The organism is Comamonas sp. SY3 (assembly GCF_041730275.1).
Classification (GTDB): Bacteria; Pseudomonadota; Gammaproteobacteria; order Burkholderiales; family Burkholderiaceae_C; genus Comamonas; species Comamonas sediminis.
Window position 1 is genome coordinate 356,314 of the sequence record NZ_JBGTYN010000002.1, and the last position, 16,787, is coordinate 373,100.

Below are 16,787 nucleotides of genomic sequence, written 5' to 3' on the forward strand. Positions count from 1 at the left end.
TCTTATGCATCTGCTGCGTCCATCTGCGGAGTCATGCCACGCGAAAATTTCAGGTTGCCCAGGCTGTTGCGCTCCAGATAGCCGTGACGCAGCAGCCAATCGATGTGGTACTGCGCGGCGTTGGGGGAGCGAAAGCCAAAGTGCTTGGCAATCAACGCCATTGGCGGGGTTTGGTCGTTGTCCTTAAAAAAGGCCTGCATGAAGGTCAGCACCTCCAGCTGGCGGGGTGGAATCGTCTTCATGCCTTGCCTTCCTCTGCCAGGCGCTGCTGCACGCGCTGGTTCAGCTCGCGCTTGTAGCGGGCCTGCTTGATGCGCTCCAGGCGCTCTACCGCGCCGGTGCGGCTGCGGCGGTTGGCCAGGTCATCGCGCAAAGATTTGAGGCGGGCGCGCAGCTCCGGCGTCAGGCCTGCTCCCGGCGTCTCTTCCACACGGCCTGTCAGCAGGGCAACGGGGTTGAAGACGGGCGGCGGCAGCGTGATGGTCATTTCCTGCGCAGCGCGCTCGGGCGTGATGTAGCCCAGCTGCAGGGCCTTCTCGATTGCCGGGTTGCGCCCTTCGGCATCCCAGCCGATGGAAACGGTGACGGTGGGCATGGCCTTGGCCTCACGCGCGCCGCGCACGACCCGCTCGTAGGCGGTGATGAACGCCATGCGCGCGCCCACCATGTCACCAGCCTCGGCCACCGGGCGGGCCAGGCTCCAGGCGGCGGCCATTTCGTTGGTCCACACGACGGTGGCCCGTTCGTCCAGAGCAGTCGATGCAATGGCCCATGCCTCATTTGCGGCAGGCCGGCCGACAGCCTCATCGATGCGGTCCAGAATCGCCTTGGGCGTCAATCGCCCCGCGTGCTCGTTTCTCACCCGGCTCAATGCGCGGGCCAGGACCAGCTGAGGAAAGCTGCTCAGGTCTTCAGCCATCAGTGCAGCAGCGGTGGGGCTCAAAGCTTGGCCCAGCACCTCGGCGGTGCCGATCAGCTGCTTCACAAGCCATTGCATCTCTTGCTCGGTCATGGTCATGCTCCCTTCTTTTCCCGGTTCGCGCGGATGATGGCCATGGCCTCATCAGCAGCGTCGAAGTTCGATTGCGATTGGTCGGCCCGCTTGGCACGGGTTTCGGTCATGGCAGTGCCCGCTACCCATTGCGTGCGATAGCCCTCTGCTCCGGAGAGCAGCAGGCCGATGTCGTGCATGCGCTGGATAACGAAGCGTTCGCTCACGCGGTCCACGTAAAACGCCGCGACCTCGGGCGATTCCGTGTGACCCAGGCGCTGCACGAACTGCTTGACCTTGCTGTTCACGGTCTGGTTACGCACCGGCTTGGCGCCGTAGCGACGGAAGTAGGCATCGCTGTAGGCTTGCCAAGTCGCCTTGCAAGCTGCCTGCAGCTGTGTCTCCACTGCATCCACCGGGGTGGCAACCAGCTTCTCGACCGGCGGCGAAGCGGCCGGTAGTGATTCACTGATGGTTAAGTGATGGTTCAACTGATGATTTGGGGGCGGCATCTGCCCCCCTAGAGGGGCGGCATTTGCCGGAGCTGGGGCGGCATCTGCCCCAGGGGATGCGGCATTTGCCGGGGATGCGGCATCTGCCGGGGGGGCGGCATTTGCCCCAGGGGCGGCATCTGCCGGTACAGCCTTTTTGCGACTGTTTGCGCGCTTGCTTCCCTCCGGAGCCTTGGCCGGGTCGTAACGCTTAGGGTTGATGGTGTAACTGGTGCTGGTGTTGGGCCGGTATTCGCGGAACACGGCTCCCGATGCCTGCAGCCAGGCCAGCGCATCACGCACTGCACGCTCAGACAGGCAGGTGCGCTTGGCAATGGTTCCTACTGCTGGCCAGCACACGCCGTCGTCGCTAGCCTGGTCGGCAAGCGAAATCAGCACCGCTTTCTGAGCCGGTGACATGCCCTGCAGCGGCCAGCAGGCCGCCATGATGATCGTGCTCATTGTTTGGCCTGCTCCAAGGGCGCAGCCACCCACACGATTGCATTGCGGCCGCCCAGTGTCTTGCGGCGCTGGCCGCTGTCCACCACCAGCTTCTCTTCCACCAGCTTCACGCGGCGCGGGCGCTGGGTGTTGGGGTCGAGCAGCAGCGTGCGCGCGCACTCTTCGTCGGTCATGCCGTGCACGCCGGCCTTCTGGATGGCGTCCAGCACCTTGGCCTTGAAGGTATGCGCGACATCAGCGATAGCCTCGGCCGCTGAGCGGAAGGTGTCGCTGTGTTTTTGGTACGGGGTTTCGATCATCGTTGGCCGCTCCCCTCACCGGTCTGGCGCTTGTCAGACAAAGAGAAGACCCGGCCGTAGCGTTGCTGGATCAAACTGCGTACATGGTCAACACCACACACATCAACAGCCACGACGAATTCGAGGTACTCGGACTCGGACTGGAAACCATCGTCCATCCATTTGCGGCGCGCAAGCTCCTTGAGCTCGTCGGAAATCCGAGACTCCAGCTTCTCAGTTTTCTTGCCGCCGATGAGGGAGCGCGAGAAGGGTATCGGGGTGAAATCGTCTGTCATAGCGTGATCCTTGTCGACAGCGCAGGCGTAGCCCGCCCTGCGTACAGGTTTGAATTCAGTGAAAGTGCCGCTTCAGTAAGCGGAGCCGCCCGCAGAGCTATGTCTCGACGGATGCGGACGGTAGAAAAGGGATAAGAGGCACGCGGTCGAACGCACGCCTGTGCCTCAGGCATGGCAAGCCTCGTTATTCGCTTGTTCTGGCTTAGCGGCACGGACTCGCTTGGACAGGAAAAGCTTTGGGTACTGGAGCTTCACTGCGGCAGGAATGCCGCGAGTGCGCCAGTTATGGATGCGCTGGACTGCACGGCCCTCGCTCCACCCGAGTTTCAAAGCCAGCTTCGCTGGGCCGCCATGGAAGGTGATGAGTTCAGCATCGGTCATGGCGGCGATTCTACACATAAAGTTTAGGAAACTCAAACTTTAAGTGTAGCAACGCTTTGTTTAGTTAGGCGACAATTCACACAATGGAAGATCAGAAAAAGCAATCCTTGCCGCGCCTGTTGGAAGCAGCAAACCAAAAAGGTGTGGCCGGCGCTGCGGCGTTGGCTCGGGCGCTTGGTGCCTCCGATCAGACCGTGAACAACTGGAAGGAGCGAGGGGTGCCATCCTCTCAAGCCCTGAAGGCTGAAAAGATGTGGGGTGTGTCAGCCCAGTGGATCACCTACGGCACGGGTGAGCAGTGGGTAAAACCAACCTTTGACAGCAATGTGCGGATGGTGCCTGAGGGTGTAAGAAGCTATCCGGTGATTTCGTTCATTCAAGCAGGTCTGCTTAAAGAGATTTCAGACCCCTATTCCCCTGGAGACGGGTTTGACATTGAGTATGGGGACAACGACGCCTCTGCATGGGCAGTCTTCTTAGAGATCGAGGGCGACTCGATGCTGCCGGACTTCAGGCCCGGTGATCGAGTGCGGATCGATCCCGAAGTGAGCCCGCGTCCGGGTGACTTTGTTGCAGCACGCAATACAAAGCAAGAGGCAACTTTCAAAAAATATCGGGTAAGAGGTATCGATGAGAGAGGCCAGGAAATTTTTGAACTCGTCCCTCTGAATCCGGACTATCCGATCCTGCGTAGCGATGAACATCACTTGTTGGTCATAGGGACAATGACTGAACATCGGCGCCGATATCGCCGTCACAACGACCGATGAAGCCAAGCCCGCAATTGCGGGTATTTTTTCCGCAAAAACACTGTTCATCCATACAGTTTTTTCATATACTGTGTTTTCATACAGCACAAATGGAGCCATTGATGTACACACACCTCACCATAGATGTTCGTCTGCAAGACTGCCCCGCCGATCTCTCGCCTGATCTGAAGGGCAAAGCAGAACAGCGCTTTTTGCGAGAGCTGCTCAAGAGCTTTTCCGACGTGAAAGCTTTGCAACAGGCATACAAGCTTTTCAGCGATGCATCCGAGGGTGGAGTGCTCACCAAGACAGAAGAAAAGGTGGCCACCACCTGGACCAAAGCGTTTGATAAGGCAAGACAAGCAGGCTTCAGAGACATCGCTGTGGATGAAGCCTACTTTGATGTGAGAGTCACAAATTAGGGTCTACACAAAATATTTGCCACATCTACACTTTTTGTTTGACACACCACTACACATTTTGTATAGTCCATCCCATCGAGGCAAACAATGCATCGAAGGGAGCCAGGATCACCAGCCCCCGAAGACCCCGGGGGGATCGCCCGGGTTTCCAAGAGACGGGCAAGAACCCGCAGGGGGGCGAAAGGATCACGCAGCTAAGGCTAGTAGGCTGGTGAGAAACCAGATAGGACCGTGGATACGGGGAAACAAACGAACGAGATGGCAGCTGCGGCACCGGTCCCTGGGTGTGTACGGGGTGAGGCTGACAGTTAGCCAAGAAAAGAGACTGTTGAGGCAAACAGGGATGCCCTCCGAGCGATGCTCGAAAAGCCCAGCGTGAAAACGCATCGCGCCCTTGGAAACAGGGGCATATCAAAAAGCACTTCACCCGAGGTGCTTTTTGCTTTATGGAGCGATCATGGATATCAAAGACATCAAGGTACGCCGTAACGGCAATGGCGGTTCACCGTTCATTCAGAACACCATCCGGTTCCCGCCTGATGTGTATGAACGAGTTCGAGAAGAAGCCGACAGATCAGGCCGGAGCCTGCACGCGGGAATCTTGCACCGAGTGATTGCATCGTTCGGTGAAGAATTCGCTTTGAAAGGTTGCGAGGCGCCCTCGGTACTTGAACGAATTGCCGAAGACCTCAGAGCCCTAAGAGAGGCAGCGGAAAAGCTGCTTTCCCGTTGAAGATCAACTATGGGCGATTTTTCTTGTATGTGACATCACCCAGAATCACAGCGTTGGAAGCATTTTTCTTCAGCAAATCAATGGCATGTTCACAATCACCAAGGTTGTGATAGCTCTCCGAGCCTATAGCAATGATCTCACCGTTTGAACTCGTGAACCTCCACCGCCACTGCTGGCGCTCATCTTGGTACACGTAGAAATAAAGCATTGAAAAATACCTCGTTAGTTGTTATGACATCGGAAAGACACATCGTGCATCTGTCCTGATGTCAGTATAGGAAAGTATCGCTGAAATAAGCAAACTTCTTCCTCGTACACTCCGCGCTGTTCCCTTTCAGCGCCTTGCCCGCTTCCAGCGGGCCTTTTTATTCGGGGACTCGAAATGAACGGATTTTCTGACGCCCACCATGCCCGCCTGGCCTCTACCCACCAAGCGGCCACAGATCGCCAAGACGCTCGAGCCAATTGGCTGGAGCAGACCTGGGCGACGAACTCGCCCTTCCTGCCCAGGTTCAATGGCGTGGTGCAGGAGGCATTCGGCAACTTCGACCCCACCACGATGGCCAAGCTGTGCTATCAGCTGCAGGCTGGCAACGATGCCGCCGCTGGCGAGATCCTCCGGAACTATCTCTTGGAGGTTTGCGAAGACGGCGTTGATGAGGTGCTGGATCAAGAAGCAGCGGAGGTTTGGTAATGGAGCACGTCAACGCCACCTACCTGCGGGCCCTTGCAGCTGGCCTACAGCTGCGGGTAAAGCCGCCCGACGACGATGAGTTTGTGCCGCTGTTCGATGCCTCCAGCACGGCAATGGCAGTGCTTTTGCGCCCCTCAACCATCGTCAACCCCGGGGCCTGGCAATTCAAGATCGATGGGGCCGACGATGCTGCGTGAGAGGCCTCTCCAACTCAAGACGCCAAGAACCCTGGACGAGGCCTGCGGGCACCGGCCCGAGTATTTCCACCCCTTTGAGCACTACACCAAGCCGCTGCACCAGCGGCTTTTCTTTTGGCTGGGCCTGGCCGCCGCGCTGGTCCTGATCGCATTTTTCTGGAGCCGCTATGCGTAAAAACGCAATCCACACAGCTTGGATGCTGGCCGCCCTGCTGGCGGTGATCTTCTTTTCCGACCCCGGTACCGACCTGGCCGTCGAACAAGCCACGGCCGCCGATGTGCAGGACGCCGTGCACGCCGCCCAGCAGGTGGCACTGAGCACCAAGAAAGGTACCGACCAATGAAGCTCCCCCTCTGGGTCCTGCTCTATATCGCGGTGAACGTGACGGCCATCGCGGCCGTGCACCTCATCGCCAAGACCAACATCGCATTCCTGTAACGCCATGAACGAAGTCACCACCCGCCCCCCTGCCCCTGCTCTGCCCGTGCACGTCGACAACACCGAAGCTGCGAAGCTGACCCGCGCCATCATCGCCGCGGCGAAGAACCCAGAAATCCAGATGGACAAGATGGAGCGCCTGCTGGACCTGCACGAGCGCATCACGGCCAAGGACGCCGAGCAGCAATTCAACAAGGCCATGGTGAGCGCGCAGGCGCAGATGGGCCGGATCGCTGCAGACGCTGTGAACCCGCAGACGCGCAGCCAGTACGCCAGCTATGCGCAGCTGGACCGCTACCTGCGCCCCCTGTACACGGCCTCGGGGTTTTCGCTCAGCTTTGACGAGGGCGAAGGCGCAGCGGAAGGCTTTGTGCGCGTGGTCTGCTACGTGGCCCACATCGGCGGCCACACCCGCACCTACCACTGCGACATCCCAGCCGACGGCAAGGGCGCCAAGGGCGGCGATGTCATGACCCGCACGCACGCCGTGGGCTCGGGCAAGAGCTACGGCAAGCGCTATCTGCTCAAGGACATCTTCAACGTGGCTGTGGGCGAAGACGACGACGACGGCAACGCCGCCAGCCCGCCGGGCACGGTCCCGGCAAAGCCTGTGTCGGAATTTACGCAGGGCTGGATCGACTACGCGCTCAGCGTCAAGGGAACGCCAGAGTTCCAGGCCGCCTGCAAGCAAGCGCGCGCCGAAATCAGCAAGGCCCGCGACATCCAGGGCCTCAAGGACTTTAACGCAGCAATGGGGGTTGCCAATGCATAACACTCTCTTCCGGTGCCACAGCCTGAGCCGCATTATGACCGAGCCCAAGACCAAGGCCGAGGGCATCCTGTCGGTGGGAGCAAAGACCTACATCCGCAGCCTGGCCCAGCAGGAAATCTTCGGCATCGACTTCGAGTTTTCCAGCAAGGAAACCCAGAAGGGCCTGGAGGTCGAGCAGGAATGCATCGAGCTACTCAACCGGGTGCGCGGCCTGTTCCTGGTGAAGAACACCGAGCGCCGAACCAACACCTGGCTGAGCGGAGAGTGCGACCTGTTCGACGCGGCCAACCGGCGCGGCCACGACATCAAAGCGTCCTGGTCGGCCAAGACCTTCCCCGGCTGGCTCAATGACTGCATGGACCCCATCTACGAGTGGCAGATGCGCGCCTACATGATGCTTTGGGACGCAGACGAATGGCAGGTCGATTACTGCCTGGTCAACACCCCGGACAAGCTGATCGGCTACGAGCCCCCAACGATGCACATCGTGGACCACATCGCCGAGCACCACCGCGTCACCAGCTGGAACATCAAGCGCGACCTTGCCAAGGAAGCACTGATCCAGCAGCGCCTGGAAGCCGCGCAGGAATATTTCCGTCAGGCACTGACCGAGTTCGACCAGACCCACTCCCACCACACCGACATGGCCGCAGCCTACCCGCAGGCCCAGGCCGCCGTCGTCCAGGCCATGGGCAATGCCGTGATCGCCGACCCATTTGCAGCATGAGGACACCATGAGCAACGAATTGACCACCACCACCGCCCTGGGCACCCCCAGCATCAACGACGCCGCCCTGGCGCTGTTCACGCCTTTGGAGGCGGACATGACGGCGCTGGCCGCCAAATACCGCAACGTGGCCTACGACATGACCACCACCAAGGGAGCCAAGGCTGCGCGCGATGCGCGGTTGGAGCTGCGCGAGTCTGGCCGCTTCGCCATCCAGCGCCTGCGCGACCAGACCAAGGGGCAGCTGAACGACTGCAAGACAGTGATCGAAACTGAGGCTACCCGCCTGATCGCCATCGTGGAGCCCGCAGAGGTTGCGATCGACAAGCAGATCAAGGCCCATGAGCAGAAGCTGGCCGACGAGAAAGCCGCCAAGGAAAAGGCCGAGGCCGCACGCGTGCAGAAACACACCGATGCCATCGCCACCATCGCCGGCTACTCGGACAAGGCGCGCGGCCTGGCGGTAGAGCGCATCGAGGCGGGCATTACATACGTGCGCGGCATCGACGTGAGCGCTGCGGTGTTCGAGGAATTCGCCGAGCGCGCCGCCGGCGAGAAGGCCGCAACCATCGCCCGCCTGGAGCAGCTGGCGGCCGACCGCCGCTCTGCTGACGCGGCCGAAGCCCAGCGGCAGGAAAACGAGCGCGTAGCGGCCGAGCTGGCCGCGCAGCAGCGCAAGCTGGATGAGCAGGCCGCCGAGCTGGCCCGCCAGCGTGAGGCCCTGGCGCCCGCGCCGCAAGCGGCACCAGCTGCAGAACCAGCAGCACCTGCAGCGGCACCTGCCCCGGCGCCCGCCGCCGCTGCTGCGCGGCCAGCATCCGCCGCCATGCCGCAACCTGCCGCGCGTGCCGCCGCCGGCGCCGCGCCGGCCGCCGAGGTGGATCCAGATGCGCGCGTGTCGCTGGGCCAGATCAAGACCCTGATGGCGCCGCTGAGCATCGACGCCGCCGGCCTGGCCCAGCTGGGTTTTCCACATGTGGCCACAGAGAAGGCCGCGCGCCTCTACCGAGCTTGCGATCTGGCTGCCATTCGCATTGCCATGATCGAGCATCTTGAGATGATCGAACTCCAATAAACGCAGCAAAAGAGCCTAGTCCTTGAACAAGGCAATAACTGCTGCGAGGGCGGCCACGACGGATGCAATTCCCACCAACACCGGCCCTAAGCGCGCGAGAAATAGCGCGCGTCTTTGGATGTCAATCCATCTCTGTACCGCTTCTCGATTTGGACCGTCAAAGGCTCCGCTGTCCAAGTAAGTTTGAACATATCTCAGCCCCTTTCTTTCAGCCATTTTGGCTAAGGCTTGCTTAAGCCTTGGATCTAGACCTTTTGGCGAATTCATGTCTTTCGAAGCTCGCATTAACGCTGCGCATTCTAGCCGCTGCCAAAAGGCGCATCTTTCTATTCAAATCAGCTGCCTAGGAGCAGCTTTTTTAACCATATGTTTAAAAACCTGATCATCTATCGCGTTTCCGAATCCTGGCAGGCCGACCTAGCGCAACTCGACCGGGCGCTGGCCAAGCAGCAATTTGAGGTGTGCGGCGCCACGCAAGAGCAGTCCACCGGCTGGGTGCCGCCGCGCGGCGAAGAGCACGGCGCCATGGTTGAATCCGTGGGCGGCCACTGGATCCTCCGGCTGATGAGCGAGAGCAAGATGCTACCCGCCAGCGTGCTCAACCGCAAGCTCGATGAGAAGCTGGCCAACATCGAGGAAGCCGAAGGCCGCAAGCCTGGCCGGAAAGAGCGCCAAGAGCTGAAGGAAGAGTGCAAATTAGATCTGCTGCCTATTGCCTTCACCAAGCAGGCGGGCACCTGGGTATGGATCGACCCTGCCGCGCGCCTGCTGGTGATCGACGCCAGCGCACAGGGCCGGGCCGACACTGTAGTGACCATGCTGGTGGAGGCCTCGCCCGGTTTTGCCGTGGCACTGCTGGACACCAAGGCCAGCCCGCAAGGCGCAATGGCCGCTTGGCTGCACAGCTACGACGCGCCGGCGGGCTTCAGCATCGACCGAGAGTGCGAGCTCAAGGGCACAGACGAAGCCAAAGCGGTCGTGCGCTACGGCCGCCACCCACTGGGCATTGACGAGGTCCGCGAGCACATCGACCAAGGCAAGCTGCCCACCAAGCTGGCCTTGACCTGGGATGACCGGGTGAGCTTTGTGCTCACCGAAGGCCTGCAGCTCAAAAAGGTAGAGCTGCTGGGCGTGGTGCTGGAAGATAAGCCCGACGAGAACGGGTTCGATGCTGATGTGGCCATCGCCACCGGCGAGCTGTCGAAGCTGATCCCCGATCTGATCGACGCGCTGGGCGGCGAAGGCCGTACCGAGCTGGGCGCTATGCCGCAGGCCAGCGCCCTGGCCGCTGTTGGCTCAAGCGACGGATCGCAGGACCCGTTTTACGAGCAGGCCGTGGAAGCCGTCCGCACCGCGATCAAGCCCAGCATTTCCATGGTGCAGCGCCGTCTCCGGATCGGCTACAACCGCGCCGCCAGCCTGCTCGAAGCCATGGAGCACCAAGGCATCGTGTCCAGGATGGATGGCTCTGGCGCGCGAAAGGTCATCGGATAACCCAGCAAGCAACCCCACCCAGCCCACCCAAGCGCTGCGGCAGCTGCGGTGCACCTGTAGAGCGCGAACCTGCTCCAGGCGAAGGCCTGCCCTGTGGACATTAAGACATGAAGACAAACAGCAAAGTGAAAAAACCTCGCATTGCCCGTCCATGGACGGCATCCGACATTGAAACTCTGCTGTTACTTACTACAGAGAAAAAATCTCCCGAACATATTGCCAAACAGTTGGGGAGAACTAAACCGGCCATTTTTCAGCAAATTAAAAAACAGGGCTTTAAAAATCAACATTCTCCAATAGAAAAATGGACACATTCGGAGGATGAAACAATCAGGCGCTTGTATGAAAGAAATACATATAAGCAAATCGGCGAAATACTTGATCGATCAGAAAATGCGATCCGGAAAAGAGCCAAAGTTATTGGCCTTTCAAATAAGCCACTGAAAGGATCGATTGGACCCAGAAGACCATGGAGCCAAAGCGAGGTAGAAATACTGCACACTATGACTAAAAGTGAGTGCAGACGAGCCGACATTGCAGCAAAGCTGGGCAGAAGTCTTTCAGCAATTTATATTGCTCAATTCAATCATGGTTTGACTACCCGTAGCGAAAATCGTGTCGGACGCGGTCACCATGCCGCAATTGGGGTTGAGACAGTAGATAGTCATGGGATAAGGGTACGTAAAGTTTCCAACACAGGCAAACAAAGGATCGATTGGAAACGAGTAGATGTTATTGAGTGGGAATCGATCCATGGCCCAATACCAGCCGATCACTATTTAGTTGTTATTAATAAAAATTTACCTCGCACTCTTGACAACCTCCTTCTAATCAAAAGGAATGAGCAATGGAAAATAATGAGCGGATGGACGCTACCCCCGGAAGTGCAGGAGCTGATACGACTCAAAGCAAAAATATCGAAAGTTTTGAATCAACAAAACAAATGCTCCTAAAGACGCTTCAATCCATAAAGCAGGGGGAATTTCCAAAGAACAGAAAAAACGCCGTCATGTCGAGCGTTTCCCTCGTTGTAAGCACCGCACGATTGGAAGCAGCCGCAATGCAGCAAAACCTAACCACTGACTTTTTTAAGAGGTGATCGTATGAACAACAATGTTCAGGACTTGCGAGATATTCTTTTCGACCAGTTGCGGAACTTGGTAGATCCAACCAAAACAGTTGACCTGGCACTAGCTGGCATGGTGAATGAGACTGCCCAGACCATCATTAACAGCGCCAAGGTTGAAGTGGAAGCGGCCAAGGTTATGAAAGGAGCGCTCTCAATCCCATTCATCGAAAGCCAAGAAGGGTGTCAAGAGCGTCCTTACTCTGAACCCAAGCCTGCCCCCGCTCCTGCCAGCCCATTGCCAGCCCCAATCACTGCAGCAGAAAAAGAGGAAGCAGTGCTCGCAAGCGGGCCCGGGCCAAACCATCCATGGCGCAAGATGAGTGCTCGCGTCCACCGCATCCGGGGATAGTCATGTCGAGCTCCGCCACTTTGACCCTCAACGGTCACCAGCTGCTGGATGCGCTGAATGCCATAGCACCAGAGCGCACAGAGAAGCAGCTTAGCGACCGTGTGTGCCTGAGCCTCTCGCCCACCGGTGCCGCACCCATTGAAGGCGTGGAGAGCATCCACTGCTGGCTGGCCGACTATCCGGAGAGCGGCAGCATCTTGCTGCACCAGGCCATCCCGGAAGGCGGCAAAGCGCCCTGCGACGTGGTGGGCATCGCCCTGCAGCTGATCGCCGCCGCGCGCTGGGTGGGCCAGCATGCGCACGCCAGGAAGCAGCCCGAGGCGCGCGCGCTGGCCAAGGCCATCCTGAAGCTCACCAGCCCCATCATCGAAGAGTACGCCGTCAACAGGGGCGGCCCGCCGGGCGACTCCGTTCTGGTGACAGTGCCCGCAGAAGCGGGCATTTTCTTTTCTCAGGCCGAAATCAATGAAGTGCTGGCCCCTGGGCCATCGGGCCTGGTTCAGCACAAACGGCGCTCCGCAGACGAGATTGCCCAGGACACAGCCGACCAGGTCCACGACACCAATGCCCAGGACGCCCAGCGCCTGCGCGCGTTTGCCGAGGCCGCGCACTTCAACGACGAAACATTCCAGCGGGCCATGGACGCCTTTGGCGGCCGTGGCCAGCACTACGAGTCGGCGCTCGACCACCTGCGCGCCGTGCTCGATTCCGCAATAGAAGCAACCCGTGAACGGGAAGAAACATGACCAGCCACTATCACAACCCAGACCAGTCACAACCTAAAAGCGACCTCACCGCAGCTGGTGCAGCAGCACTCGATGCGTATCTGACCACCTGCAGGAAAAATGCCATCGTGCCCGATGTGGGTGGCGCATGGGCCAGCGCATTCAGCGCCGGTGCCGACTATGCAGCCCAGGCGATGGCTACACAAGCGGGCCCGGCCACCTGGGACCTGATCGAACAGCTGGTGCAACTGGAATGCAGCAGAGAGCGGCTGCACATGGAGTACATGGGCAAGGCAATGCCGGCGGATGTGTACCTGCGCTTCCAGAAGCTGCGCGACGAGCGTATCCCGGCACTGCAGGCCCAACTGCGCGCCGCGATACCGACAGATGCTGTCGCCGGCGTCTAACGGGTGAATCGATGGCAAGCTTCACAGGCATCTGTTAGCATGAAATCCAACTCCGATAACGATGACCGATACCGTCCGCGACATACTGCTTGCCTTCGTACGCGTCCATGTGCTTTACCACGCGGTGTCTGAGCGCGTCTATGGCGCGGGCATGGCTGAGGAACTGGCCCGTCACGGCTACCAACTCAGCCCCGGCACCCTGTACCCACTGCTACACAGGCTTGAAGAGGATGGATTGCTAAAAAGCTCGGTAACAGTCGTCCACGGCAAACAACGCAGGTACTACGTGGCGACTGCAAAGGGGCGCAAGGCACTTGAGGCGCTGCGGCCCAAGCTCGCAGAGCTGACGGACGAAACATTACACAAAGCACCTAACGATGGACTCAAAACCACACCCAGCAGCTCTCGACACCAGCCATAGAGGATCCGCGCTAGAAGTGCTCGGCGCCTTTCTCAAGCTCGGACTAACTTCCTTTGGCGGACCGGTTGCTCACCTAGGCTACTTTCGCACAGAGTTCGTTGAGCAGCGCCGATGGCTTGATGACCGGAGCTATTCCGACCTGGTCGCACTTTGTCAGTTTTTGCCAGGTCCTGCGAGCAGCCAAGTAGGGATGGCTTTGGGCCTCGGTCGCGCTGGTTGGCTAGGCGCATTGGCGGCCTGGATCGGCTTTACGATGCCATCGGCAATCGCTTTGATCCTGTTTGCTTTCGGCATAGCTGAGTGGGCTGGTTTGGCGTCATCCAGCGTGGTCCACGGATTGAAGGTCGTTGCGGTCGCCGTGGTTGCACAGGCAGTCATGGGGATGGCCAAGTCGCTATGCCCCGACCGCCTGCGCGCCGGCCTGGCCGTTGTGGCGGCGCTTGCTGTGCTAGCGGTGCCAAGCGCGCTTGGACAAGTTGCGGTGATCGCATTGGGCGGCCTTGTAGGACGCTTCGCGGTGAGGGTTGAGCAACTGCAACCTGCCATGCACAGGGACTACGGCATATCCAAGCGCATCGGCGCAACGCTGTTGATCCTGTTCGGCCTGCTTCTGATTGGTCTTCCAGCCTTGGCCGCTGGCACTGGCTCCACGGTAGCTTCGGCGGTGGCTGTGTTCTACAAGGCCGGCGCACTGGTGTTCGGCGGTGGCCATGTTGTGCTGCCCCTGATCCAATCCGGTGTGGTCCCCCCTGGCTGGGTGAGCAACGACACCTTTCTGGCCGGCTACGGGGCCGCGCAAGCGGTTCCCGGGCCTCTATTCACAATCGCCGCCTACCTGGGCGCGGCCATGCCGGCGCCGCTAGGCGGCTGGGTCGGTGGCATGACGCTGCTCCTGGCGATGTTCCTGCCAGCCTTCCTGCTGGTGGCCGGCGCCCTGCCCTTTTGGGAGACGCTCCGGCAGCGTGGCTCAGTCCAGCAGGCCATGGCGGGCGTGAATGCGGCGGTGGTCGGAGTCCTCGTAGCCGCGCTGTATGACCCGGTTTGGACCAGCTCAATACACAATAAAGAGGACTTCGGCCTTGCGCTCGCTGCCTTCGGACTGCTGATTTTTGGTCGAGTATCACCCGTTTTGGTGGTTGCAGGATCAGCTGTGGTGGCAGGGGGTTTGCGGTTGTAGCCTAAAGGCGCCGTTTCTCCGCTATTTCGCGCGCCGCACGGACGACTTTCAAAGTCTGCTCTGGCTGGTGTCGCCATTTGGGCCTCCGGCAATAAGCCTCCCAGGCAATGCCCTTGGGAATTCGCACCGCCTGATGACCCCGAGAACCCGACAGATCAGATCGAACCCCGCCATTGAGCGGGGTTCTTCATTTTGGAGATCCCCATGGGAAGACGATTCGGCCGCAATCAAAAGCGGCGCTTGCGCGAGCAGATCGCAAGCTTGGAAACAGCCCAGGAGCAAGACCGCCACCAGCTGTTGCAGGTGAGAAGTCAACATCGCAACCTTGAGCAGCTTCTACAGCGAGCAACCGAGATCTTGGGCACCTACTCTGTAGCGCTGCCACCACAAATTGAATGTCGCAGCGCCTTTGAACCCTTCGCGCTCTCAGGTGAGTTTCTAATGCATGTGCCACAGCCGCTAGATCTACTGGAGGCAGATGACCTCAAAGCCCCACCTGGGATGCTCCAAGTCGAGAGGATGTACACGCTTCTCGCACGGTTTGAGGATACAAGGCTGCTTGATGGACGCATGCACTTTCGGATAGCCCTTGCATCCGGTGAAGTGGACTACGCCATCTCGGAATCTGCGCTGAGAACCTTGCCGCCCCTGGAGCTGGAGCGCCGGATACAGGAGGAGGCAGGGCGAATGATCGCTCGCAAGCTGATGGAAATTATTCGGCCAGGAAGCCGCCCAGTGAGAAAAATATGGACAGACACATGACACCCAAGCTCTCTCCTGCCCAGCGCACCATGCTGCACAACGCCGTCAGCGGCCGGCCCCTGTTGCTCGGGCTCACCCGCAACAGCTTCACCCACCGCACGCACAGCACTGTGCAGGCCTTGCACCGCGCCGGCATGCTGCAAGGAACAGACCACCAACCAACAGCCGCAGGCCTGGCCTACTTCAAGACCTGAGCCTCAACCAAACCACATCCTGACCCCGCCATTGAGCGGGGTTTATTTTTTTGGAGCTTCAATCATGAGTTCGTTTCTCACACCCGAAGAAATTAAGGAGCTCACCGGTGTTAAACAGGGCAAACGCGGCAAGTCACGTGAGGTGCTGCAAGCGGCCGCCCTGCGCGCCATGCGGATTCCTTTTTACATTAACGCTGTCGGCCGCCCCATCGTGGTTCGTGCAATTATCGAAGGATCAGATAAAAAGGAGGAAGCAGCGCCTTCATGGGAGCCTGCTTTCGCACATGGTTAAGTCAATGCCGCACTTCAGGGCCAGAAAGCAAAAGTCAGGGAAGACCTATTACTACTTCGACACCCAGACCAAACCCCGGAAGGAAATCGCCTTTGGGTCGGATTATCGGGAGGCCGTAAAAAAGTGGCTTGAACTGTCTGCCCTACCTGCCGAGCCTTCCGAATACAACTTTGAAGAACTGGCAGTCAAATACGAAACCGAGGTCATTCCGCTCAAAGCGACCTCGACCCAGGGCACAAATCGCGGTGATCTGAAGAAGCTTCGTCAGTTTTTCTGTGAGCCCAAGCCAGCGCCCATCGATGCCATCAAACCAAAACACATCTTCCAGCTGTTGCAGTGGTCAAAAGACAAACCCACCACCGCCAACCGGCTCAAGCGGACGTTTTCCCACATGTTCAACATGGCGCGTGCCTGGGGCTGGACTGAGCGCGAGAACCCTTGCGCAGGCATTGAAGGCTTTTCTCTCGAAAAACGAGAGGTTTACATCACAGATCGCGTTTACCGTGCTGTGTATGAGCAAGGAAACGATGCTTTGAGAGATGCCATGGATCTGGCGTACCTGACTGGCCAACGGCCCGGAGATACCCGAGCCTTGACCGACCGGAACATTCAAGATGGCCACCTCATCATCAAACAAAACAAGACCTCTGCTCCCCTCCGATTCATCATCGAGGGTGAGTTGAAGGCGCTACTGGACCGCATCGCTCTTAGAAAGGAAGGGTTTAAAACGCACACATCAAGCCTGCTGGTGAGCCAGTACGGAAAGCCGATGTCCAAGCAGATGATGCGCGACGCTTTTGAAGCAGCTCGCCTGGCCGCTGCCAAGAAGGCTGAGGACAGCGGCGATGCAGAACTCGCAGGCGAGATAAAGGTGTTCTGGTTTTATGACCTGCGGGCAAAAGCTGCTGATGATGTGGCCGATGAGCGAGGGGAAGTGGCGGCCTCCAAACAGCTTGGGCACGCATCCGTCCAGACCACCAAACGTCACTATTTGCGTCGTGGATCGAAGGTAAACGCGACGAAATGAGGGGTGAACCCGCTCCGCAAAACGCCCACGAATTACCTAAACAGTGGGCTAAAAAGCTGTATAAAAATACAACTTTGCGGAGCGGAAATCGCCTGGGAACCCG

The 16,787-nt window shown here is 59.0% G+C and carries 28 protein-coding genes; 21 read left to right on the forward strand and 7 right to left on the reverse strand.

Features of this window, described 5'->3' with window-relative positions:
• Nucleotides 1-2: 2 nt before the first annotated feature.
• From ACCQ08_RS04640 to ACCQ08_RS04665, 6 genes are all read right to left on the reverse strand, one after another.
• Nucleotides 3-242 (reverse strand): hypothetical protein, encoded by a 240-nt coding sequence (locus ACCQ08_RS04640; RefSeq protein ID WP_312530455.1) that lies wholly within the window; start codon nt 240-242, stop codon nt 3-5.
• On the reverse strand, nt 239-1,018 hold the full coding sequence (locus tag ACCQ08_RS04645; RefSeq protein WP_373449042.1) for a hypothetical protein: 780 nt from the start codon (nt 1,016-1,018) through the stop codon (nt 239-241). Before ACCQ08_RS04645 ends, ACCQ08_RS04640 begins: the two co-directional genes overlap by 4 nt.
• The gene (locus ACCQ08_RS04650; RefSeq protein WP_373449043.1) at nt 1,015-1,944 is read right to left on the reverse strand and encodes a helix-turn-helix domain-containing protein; all 930 of its coding nucleotides are present in this window, start codon (nt 1,942-1,944) and stop codon (nt 1,015-1,017) included. Before ACCQ08_RS04650 ends, ACCQ08_RS04645 begins: the two co-directional genes overlap by 4 nt.
• Nucleotides 1,941-2,243, reverse strand: a complete 303-nt coding sequence (locus ACCQ08_RS04655; protein WP_373449044.1) for a hypothetical protein — start codon at nt 2,241-2,243, stop codon at nt 1,941-1,943. The genes ACCQ08_RS04650 and ACCQ08_RS04655 overlap by 4 nt, the downstream gene beginning before the upstream one ends.
• Entirely contained in the window at nt 2,240-2,518 is a 279-nt protein-coding gene (locus ACCQ08_RS04660; protein ID WP_373449045.1) for a hypothetical protein, read from the reverse strand. The genes ACCQ08_RS04655 and ACCQ08_RS04660 overlap by 4 nt, the downstream gene beginning before the upstream one ends.
• Nucleotides 2,519-2,683: 165 nt before the next feature.
• A complete protein-coding gene (locus ACCQ08_RS04665) occupies nt 2,684-2,899 on the reverse strand; it encodes a hypothetical protein (protein WP_312463592.1) in 216 nt (71 codons plus the stop codon).
• Between the two features lie 83 nt (nt 2,900-2,982).
• Between ACCQ08_RS04665 and ACCQ08_RS04670 the strand changes: the two genes are divergently transcribed.
• The 3 genes from ACCQ08_RS04670 to ACCQ08_RS04680 all read left to right on the forward strand — a co-directional run bounded on the left by ACCQ08_RS04670 (nt 2,983) and on the right by ACCQ08_RS04680 (nt 4,803).
• Entirely contained in the window at nt 2,983-3,669 is a 687-nt protein-coding gene (locus ACCQ08_RS04670) for a LexA family protein (RefSeq protein WP_373449046.1), read from the forward strand.
• 101 nt (nt 3,670-3,770) lie between these two features.
• Nucleotides 3,771-4,070, forward strand: a complete 300-nt coding sequence (locus tag ACCQ08_RS04675; protein ID WP_373449047.1) for a hypothetical protein — start codon at nt 3,771-3,773, stop codon at nt 4,068-4,070.
• Between the two features lie 457 nt (nt 4,071-4,527).
• Nucleotides 4,528-4,803, forward strand: coding sequence for an Arc family DNA-binding protein (locus ACCQ08_RS04680; protein WP_373449048.1), 276 nt, complete (start codon nt 4,528-4,530; stop codon nt 4,801-4,803).
• A 7-nt stretch (nt 4,804-4,810) separates the two neighbouring features.
• On the opposite strand, the gene ACCQ08_RS04685 is transcribed toward ACCQ08_RS04680, so the two are convergent.
• A complete protein-coding gene (locus ACCQ08_RS04685) occupies nt 4,811-5,011 on the reverse strand; it encodes a DUF1508 domain-containing protein (protein ID WP_313331329.1) in 201 nt (66 codons plus the stop codon).
• Nucleotides 5,012-5,185: 174 nt separating this feature from the next.
• Between ACCQ08_RS04685 and ACCQ08_RS04690 the strand changes: the two genes are divergently transcribed.
• The 18 genes from ACCQ08_RS04690 (at nt 5,186) to ACCQ08_RS04775 (ending at nt 16,684) form a co-directional block, all read left to right on the forward strand.
• Nucleotides 5,186-5,497, forward strand: a complete 312-nt coding sequence (locus tag ACCQ08_RS04690) for a hypothetical protein (RefSeq protein ID WP_373449049.1) — start codon at nt 5,186-5,188, stop codon at nt 5,495-5,497.
• A complete protein-coding gene (locus ACCQ08_RS04695; RefSeq protein ID WP_312531732.1) occupies nt 5,497-5,694 on the forward strand; it encodes a hypothetical protein in 198 nt (65 codons plus the stop codon). The genes ACCQ08_RS04690 and ACCQ08_RS04695 overlap by 1 nt, the downstream gene beginning before the upstream one ends.
• Nucleotides 5,684-5,869: a hypothetical protein gene (locus tag ACCQ08_RS04700; RefSeq protein ID WP_373449050.1), complete on the forward strand. Its 186-nt coding sequence runs from the start codon at nt 5,684-5,686 to the stop codon at nt 5,867-5,869. Before ACCQ08_RS04695 ends, ACCQ08_RS04700 begins: the two co-directional genes overlap by 11 nt.
• Nucleotides 5,862-6,038 carry a hypothetical protein gene (locus ACCQ08_RS04705; RefSeq protein WP_239812132.1) on the forward strand — a complete coding sequence of 59 codons (177 nt, stop codon included), beginning with the start codon at nt 5,862-5,864 and terminating at the stop codon, nt 6,036-6,038. The genes ACCQ08_RS04700 and ACCQ08_RS04705 overlap by 8 nt, the downstream gene beginning before the upstream one ends.
• A 99-nt stretch (nt 6,039-6,137) precedes the next feature.
• Nucleotides 6,138-6,905: an ERF family protein gene (locus ACCQ08_RS04710; RefSeq protein WP_373449051.1), complete on the forward strand. Its 768-nt coding sequence runs from the start codon at nt 6,138-6,140 to the stop codon at nt 6,903-6,905.
• 34 nt (nt 6,906-6,939) lie between these two features.
• Entirely contained in the window at nt 6,940-7,632 is a 693-nt protein-coding gene (locus ACCQ08_RS04715; protein WP_373449052.1) for a hypothetical protein, read from the forward strand.
• 7 nt (nt 7,633-7,639) lie between these two features.
• Nucleotides 7,640-8,707, forward strand: coding sequence for a hypothetical protein (locus tag ACCQ08_RS04720; protein ID WP_373449053.1), 1,068 nt, complete (start codon nt 7,640-7,642; stop codon nt 8,705-8,707).
• Nucleotides 8,708-9,073: 366 nt separating this feature from the next.
• Nucleotides 9,074-10,201 (forward strand): recombination-associated protein RdgC, encoded by a 1,128-nt coding sequence (gene rdgC, locus ACCQ08_RS04725; RefSeq protein WP_373449054.1) that lies wholly within the window; start codon nt 9,074-9,076, stop codon nt 10,199-10,201.
• 107 nt (nt 10,202-10,308) lie between these two features.
• The gene (locus ACCQ08_RS04730; protein ID WP_373449055.1) at nt 10,309-11,154 is read left to right on the forward strand and encodes a hypothetical protein; all 846 of its coding nucleotides are present in this window, start codon (nt 10,309-10,311) and stop codon (nt 11,152-11,154) included.
• A gap of 150 nt (nt 11,155-11,304) precedes the next feature.
• The gene (locus ACCQ08_RS04735; RefSeq protein ID WP_373449056.1) at nt 11,305-11,679 is read left to right on the forward strand and encodes a hypothetical protein; all 375 of its coding nucleotides are present in this window, start codon (nt 11,305-11,307) and stop codon (nt 11,677-11,679) included.
• A 2-nt stretch (nt 11,680-11,681) separates the two neighbouring features.
• Nucleotides 11,682-12,425 carry a hypothetical protein gene (locus ACCQ08_RS04740; RefSeq protein WP_373449057.1) on the forward strand — a complete coding sequence of 248 codons (744 nt, stop codon included), beginning with the start codon at nt 11,682-11,684 and terminating at the stop codon, nt 12,423-12,425.
• Nucleotides 12,422-12,811 (forward strand): hypothetical protein, encoded by a 390-nt coding sequence (locus tag ACCQ08_RS04745; protein ID WP_373449058.1) that lies wholly within the window; start codon nt 12,422-12,424, stop codon nt 12,809-12,811. Before ACCQ08_RS04740 ends, ACCQ08_RS04745 begins: the two co-directional genes overlap by 4 nt.
• Nucleotides 12,812-12,872: 61 nt before the next feature.
• Nucleotides 12,873-13,232: a PadR family transcriptional regulator gene (locus ACCQ08_RS04750; RefSeq protein ID WP_373449059.1), complete on the forward strand. Its 360-nt coding sequence runs from the start codon at nt 12,873-12,875 to the stop codon at nt 13,230-13,232.
• Nucleotides 13,189-14,409, forward strand: coding sequence for a chromate efflux transporter (chrA, locus tag ACCQ08_RS04755; RefSeq protein WP_373449060.1), 1,221 nt, complete (start codon nt 13,189-13,191; stop codon nt 14,407-14,409). The genes ACCQ08_RS04750 and chrA overlap by 44 nt, the downstream gene beginning before the upstream one ends.
• Before the next feature lie 204 nt (nt 14,410-14,613).
• On the forward strand, nt 14,614-15,171 hold the full coding sequence (locus ACCQ08_RS04760; protein WP_373449061.1) for a hypothetical protein: 558 nt from the start codon (nt 14,614-14,616) through the stop codon (nt 15,169-15,171).
• Entirely contained in the window at nt 15,168-15,365 is a 198-nt protein-coding gene (locus ACCQ08_RS04765) for a hypothetical protein (protein ID WP_373449062.1), read from the forward strand. Before ACCQ08_RS04760 ends, ACCQ08_RS04765 begins: the two co-directional genes overlap by 4 nt.
• 64 nt (nt 15,366-15,429) lie before the next feature.
• Nucleotides 15,430-15,657 carry a DUF4224 domain-containing protein gene (locus ACCQ08_RS04770; RefSeq protein ID WP_373449063.1) on the forward strand — a complete coding sequence of 76 codons (228 nt, stop codon included), beginning with the start codon at nt 15,430-15,432 and terminating at the stop codon, nt 15,655-15,657.
• Complete coding sequence (locus ACCQ08_RS04775) at nt 15,650-16,684, forward strand: tyrosine-type recombinase/integrase (protein ID WP_373449064.1); 1,035 nt, start codon at nt 15,650-15,652, stop codon at nt 16,682-16,684. Before ACCQ08_RS04770 ends, ACCQ08_RS04775 begins: the two co-directional genes overlap by 8 nt.
• Nucleotides 16,685-16,787: the final 103 nt, after the last annotated feature.

Coding starts and splice junctions, on each gene's coding strand:
- ACCQ08_RS04640 (WP_312530455.1), bottom strand. CDS start 242: ATGAAGACGATTCCACCCCGCCAGCTGGAGGTGCTGACCTTCATGCAG.
- ACCQ08_RS04645 (WP_373449042.1), bottom strand. CDS start 1,018: ATGACCATGACCGAGCAAGAGATGCAATGGCTTGTGAAGCAGCTGATC.
- ACCQ08_RS04650 (WP_373449043.1), bottom strand. CDS start 1,944: ATGAGCACGATCATCATGGCGGCCTGCTGGCCGCTGCAGGGCATGTCA.
- ACCQ08_RS04655 (WP_373449044.1), bottom strand. CDS start 2,243: ATGATCGAAACCCCGTACCAAAAACACAGCGACACCTTCCGCTCAGCG.
- ACCQ08_RS04660 (WP_373449045.1), bottom strand. CDS start 2,518: ATGACAGACGATTTCACCCCGATACCCTTCTCGCGCTCCCTCATCGGC.
- ACCQ08_RS04665 (WP_312463592.1), bottom strand. CDS start 2,899: ATGACCGATGCTGAACTCATCACCTTCCATGGCGGCCCAGCGAAGCTG.
- ACCQ08_RS04670 (WP_373449046.1), top strand. CDS start 2,983: ATGGAAGATCAGAAAAAGCAATCCTTGCCGCGCCTGTTGGAAGCAGCA.
- ACCQ08_RS04675 (WP_373449047.1), top strand. CDS start 3,771: ATGTACACACACCTCACCATAGATGTTCGTCTGCAAGACTGCCCCGCC.
- ACCQ08_RS04680 (WP_373449048.1), top strand. CDS start 4,528: ATGGATATCAAAGACATCAAGGTACGCCGTAACGGCAATGGCGGTTCA.
- ACCQ08_RS04685 (WP_313331329.1), bottom strand. CDS start 5,011: ATGCTTTATTTCTACGTGTACCAAGATGAGCGCCAGCAGTGGCGGTGG.
- ACCQ08_RS04690 (WP_373449049.1), top strand. CDS start 5,186: ATGAACGGATTTTCTGACGCCCACCATGCCCGCCTGGCCTCTACCCAC.
- ACCQ08_RS04695 (WP_312531732.1), top strand. CDS start 5,497: ATGGAGCACGTCAACGCCACCTACCTGCGGGCCCTTGCAGCTGGCCTA.
- ACCQ08_RS04700 (WP_373449050.1), top strand. CDS start 5,684: ATGCTGCGTGAGAGGCCTCTCCAACTCAAGACGCCAAGAACCCTGGAC.
- ACCQ08_RS04705 (WP_239812132.1), top strand. CDS start 5,862: ATGCGTAAAAACGCAATCCACACAGCTTGGATGCTGGCCGCCCTGCTG.
- ACCQ08_RS04710 (WP_373449051.1), top strand. CDS start 6,138: ATGAACGAAGTCACCACCCGCCCCCCTGCCCCTGCTCTGCCCGTGCAC.
- ACCQ08_RS04715 (WP_373449052.1), top strand. CDS start 6,940: ATGACCGAGCCCAAGACCAAGGCCGAGGGCATCCTGTCGGTGGGAGCA.
- ACCQ08_RS04720 (WP_373449053.1), top strand. CDS start 7,640: ATGAGCAACGAATTGACCACCACCACCGCCCTGGGCACCCCCAGCATC.
- rdgC (WP_373449054.1), top strand. CDS start 9,074: ATGTTTAAAAACCTGATCATCTATCGCGTTTCCGAATCCTGGCAGGCC.
- ACCQ08_RS04730 (WP_373449055.1), top strand. CDS start 10,309: ATGAAGACAAACAGCAAAGTGAAAAAACCTCGCATTGCCCGTCCATGG.
- ACCQ08_RS04735 (WP_373449056.1), top strand. CDS start 11,305: ATGAACAACAATGTTCAGGACTTGCGAGATATTCTTTTCGACCAGTTG.
- ACCQ08_RS04740 (WP_373449057.1), top strand. CDS start 11,682: ATGTCGAGCTCCGCCACTTTGACCCTCAACGGTCACCAGCTGCTGGAT.
- ACCQ08_RS04745 (WP_373449058.1), top strand. CDS start 12,422: ATGACCAGCCACTATCACAACCCAGACCAGTCACAACCTAAAAGCGAC.
- ACCQ08_RS04750 (WP_373449059.1), top strand. CDS start 12,873: ATGACCGATACCGTCCGCGACATACTGCTTGCCTTCGTACGCGTCCAT.
- chrA (WP_373449060.1), top strand. CDS start 13,189: ATGGACTCAAAACCACACCCAGCAGCTCTCGACACCAGCCATAGAGGA.
- ACCQ08_RS04760 (WP_373449061.1), top strand. CDS start 14,614: ATGGGAAGACGATTCGGCCGCAATCAAAAGCGGCGCTTGCGCGAGCAG.
- ACCQ08_RS04765 (WP_373449062.1), top strand. CDS start 15,168: ATGACACCCAAGCTCTCTCCTGCCCAGCGCACCATGCTGCACAACGCC.
- ACCQ08_RS04770 (WP_373449063.1), top strand. CDS start 15,430: ATGAGTTCGTTTCTCACACCCGAAGAAATTAAGGAGCTCACCGGTGTT.
- ACCQ08_RS04775 (WP_373449064.1), top strand. CDS start 15,650: ATGGTTAAGTCAATGCCGCACTTCAGGGCCAGAAAGCAAAAGTCAGGG.